Source organism: Streptomyces niveiscabiei (genome assembly GCF_001419795.1).
In the GTDB taxonomy this organism is placed as follows: domain Bacteria; phylum Actinomycetota; class Actinomycetes; order Streptomycetales; family Streptomycetaceae; genus Streptomyces; species Streptomyces niveiscabiei.
Genome location: NZ_LIRL01000347.1, coordinates 1 through 2,921, shown reverse-complemented (window position 1 = coordinate 2,921; position 2,921 = coordinate 1). Strand labels below are relative to the sequence as shown.

Sequence of the window (2,921 nt, the reverse complement as noted above, 5' to 3'; positions counted from 1 at the left end):
CCCCCGCCTAGCCCCCGACGTCCGGGTCCACGAACCCGTCGAGGACGGCGCCCCCTGGCTCGTCCAGTCCGGCTCCCAGCGCTACCTGCGCGTCGCCGAGGGCATGGCGAAGCTCCTGACGCTGGCCGACGGCACCCGTGAAGCCGGGGACATCGCGCGGGAGTTGGGCTGGTCCGTCGAACTGGTCACCGAGGGCCTGTCGCGGGCGCAGCGCGGCCGGCTCCTGGAGGACGCGTCGGACGGCAAGCCGCGCCGGGAGCGCCGGATCACCTTCGTGCCGCCGCTCACGATCCAGTTCACCGTCGTCCGCCCGGAACGCATGCTGAACGTGTTCCGCCCGCTCACCGCCCGCCTCGCGCACCGGAGTTGGGGGATCGTCGCGGCACTCCTCGCCGGGTCGGGGCTGCTGGCCCTCGCCGTCCAGGCGCGGACGACGGTCGCCGCCCTGTCCGAGCCGGTCTCCTGGCCCGCGCTGCTCGCGCTGCTCGTCGTCACGTACTGCGGCACGATGCTGCACGAGCTGTCCCACGGCCTGGTCCTGAGCCACTACGGCGGCCGGCCGAGCCGGATGGGCTTCATGCTCTTCTACCTGACCCCGGCGTTCTTCTGCGACGTCTCGGACGGCTGGCGGCTGCCGAGGAACCGGCAGCGCGTCCGCGTCGCCCTCGCCGGGATCGCCACGCAGTCCCTCATCGCCGGGCTCGCGGGCGTGAGTTCGGTCGCCGTCGCGCTCACCGGGGGCCCTGCGGGGCTGCGCGACTTCCTGCTCCTGCTCACCGTCACCAACTACGTCTCCGGCCTCTTCAACGCGATCCCGTTCGTCAAACTCGACGGCTACCTCGCCCTGATGAGCCACCTCGACGTCTCCCACCTGCGCAACCGCTCCATCACCGACGCCCGCCGCCTCGTCGCGCGCCTGCTGTTCGGCGGCCGGTACGAGCGCGCGCTGCCCGGCGTCGACTGGGCGCCGCTGTTCGGGCTGGCCTGCATGCTGTTCCCGCTGTACGTCGTCAGCATGGCGTTCAGCCTCTGGGGCTCGGTCCTGGAGAGCGCGGGCATGGTCGGCGCCGTCCTCGTCTCGATCGCCCTCGGCTATCTGTCGCTGCGCGTGTACGTCGGTGTCCTCAAGCTGCTCGCGGAGGCGCGGACGGCGGGGTCGGCGGCCTGGCGCCGGGTCACCGTCTCGCTCGCGGCGGCCGGTGTCGTCGCGGCGGCGCTGCTCGGCATCTCCGTGCCGTACACGGTGACCGGCGGGTTCGTCGTCGAGGCGCAGGGCCGGACGGTCCTCGTGGCGACCGGGACGACCGACCGGGACGCGATCTCGCCCGGCGCGGAAGTGCGGCTGACGAGCGGCGGCGTCGTCCTCCAGAAGGAACTCGGTACGGGGACGGTCGCGTCCGGCGGGTTCGTCGAACTGTCCGTGCCCTTCTCGGCGTTCGTCCCGGTGACCGGGCTCGACTCGCTGAAGGTGCCGGTCCACGGGGTCGTCCTCGACGGCGGGCGGCTCGCGCCGGGCACCACCGGCCAGGCCGTCGTGGACGCGGGGAAGCGGAGCCTCGGCGACTGGCTGTACCTGAAGTATGTGGCGCCGTTCTGGCGTTGACGCTGGCCCCCTTGAACTCCCGTACTCCTGAAAGCGGTTGAACCTGACATGGACGCGTATCGGCGTGTGATGTTCCTGGCGCCGGGAACCCCCTTCTTCGACCGGACCGAGGCCGACACCTCCGACCCGGACGACGACTTCCTCGCGTCCGAGCCGCCCGCCGACTGGTCCTGCCACACCGGCACGGACTGGACCATGCTCACCCCGAACGGGTACCAACTCCCCGCGCAGGGCTGGAAAGTCCACGTCTCGGCGACCTCCGAGAACGCGCGGACCATCCTCGACCGGTCCTGGGCGTGGCTCGTCGAGCAGCGCATGGCGTTCAAGTTCATCCGCAGCCGGCAGGTGCTGCTGCGCCGCAACGGCAAGTACGGCGACCGGGGCGCCAGCGGCAAGTTCATCACCGTCTACCCCGAGGACGAGGCCCGACTCGCCTCCGTCCTCGCCGAGTTGGGCGACCTCCTCGACGGGGAGCGCGGCCCGTACATCCTCAGCGACCTCCGCTGGCGGTCAGGACCCCTCTACGTCCGCTACGGCGGGTTCGTCGCGCGCGTGATGAAGACGGCGAAGGGCGACACCGTCCCCTGCATCGAGGACCCGGACGGCAACCTCGTCCCCGACGTACGCGGCCCCTCCTTCCGGCCCCCCGAGTGGGTGACCGTCCCCGACTGCCTCGCCCCGGCCCTGGAGGCGCGCAACGCGGGCACGCTGCACGACTTCCCCTACCGGCCCGAACGCGCCCTGCACTTCTCCAACGGGGGCGGCGTGTACCGGGGGACCGACACGCGCACGGGTGAGCCGGTGCTCCTGCGGGAGGCCCGCCCCCTCGCCGGGATCGACACGCACGGGGAGGACGCCGTCGCCCGCCTCCAGCGCGAGCGCGACTGCCTGGAGCGCCTCGCCGGGCTGCCCTGGGTCCCCCGCCTGATCGAGGCCCGGGTGGGACACGAACACCACTTCCTGGTCCGGGAGTTCGTCGAGGGCGAGACCCTCGCGATCCGAACGACCCGCGACAACCCGGCGTCCCCCTCCGCCGACCCGTCCCGGACGGCGGAGTACACCCGCTGGGCCGTCGACGTCCTCGACCAGATCGACCAGGGCGTCCAGGCCATGCACGCCCGGGGCGTCGTCTTCGGCGACCTCCACCCCGGCAACATCATGGTCCGCCCCGACGACTCCATCGCCTTCATCGACCTCGAAACGGCGACCACCGACCTCACGTCCCGCCAGATCCACGCGGCCCCCGGCTTCGCAGCCCCACCCACCCACCGGGGCCCGTCCATCGACCGCTACGCCCTCGGCTGCCTCCGCATAGCCC

General features: G+C 72.5%; 2 protein-coding genes. Both read left to right on the top strand.

Annotated features, from left to right (window positions below; genetic code table 11):
* Positions 1-1,603, top strand: a 1,603-nt coding sequence (gene mpaP / locus AOK24_RS17725) for a daptide biosynthesis intramembrane metalloprotease (protein WP_055721048.1), incomplete at its 5' end; no start/stop codon positions are given.
* 48 nt (positions 1,604-1,651) lie between these two features.
* Positions 1,652-2,921 (top strand): class III lanthionine synthetase LanKC N-terminal domain-containing protein (locus AOK24_RS17720; protein WP_240553986.1); only part of this gene is annotated, 1,270 nt, incomplete at its 3' end.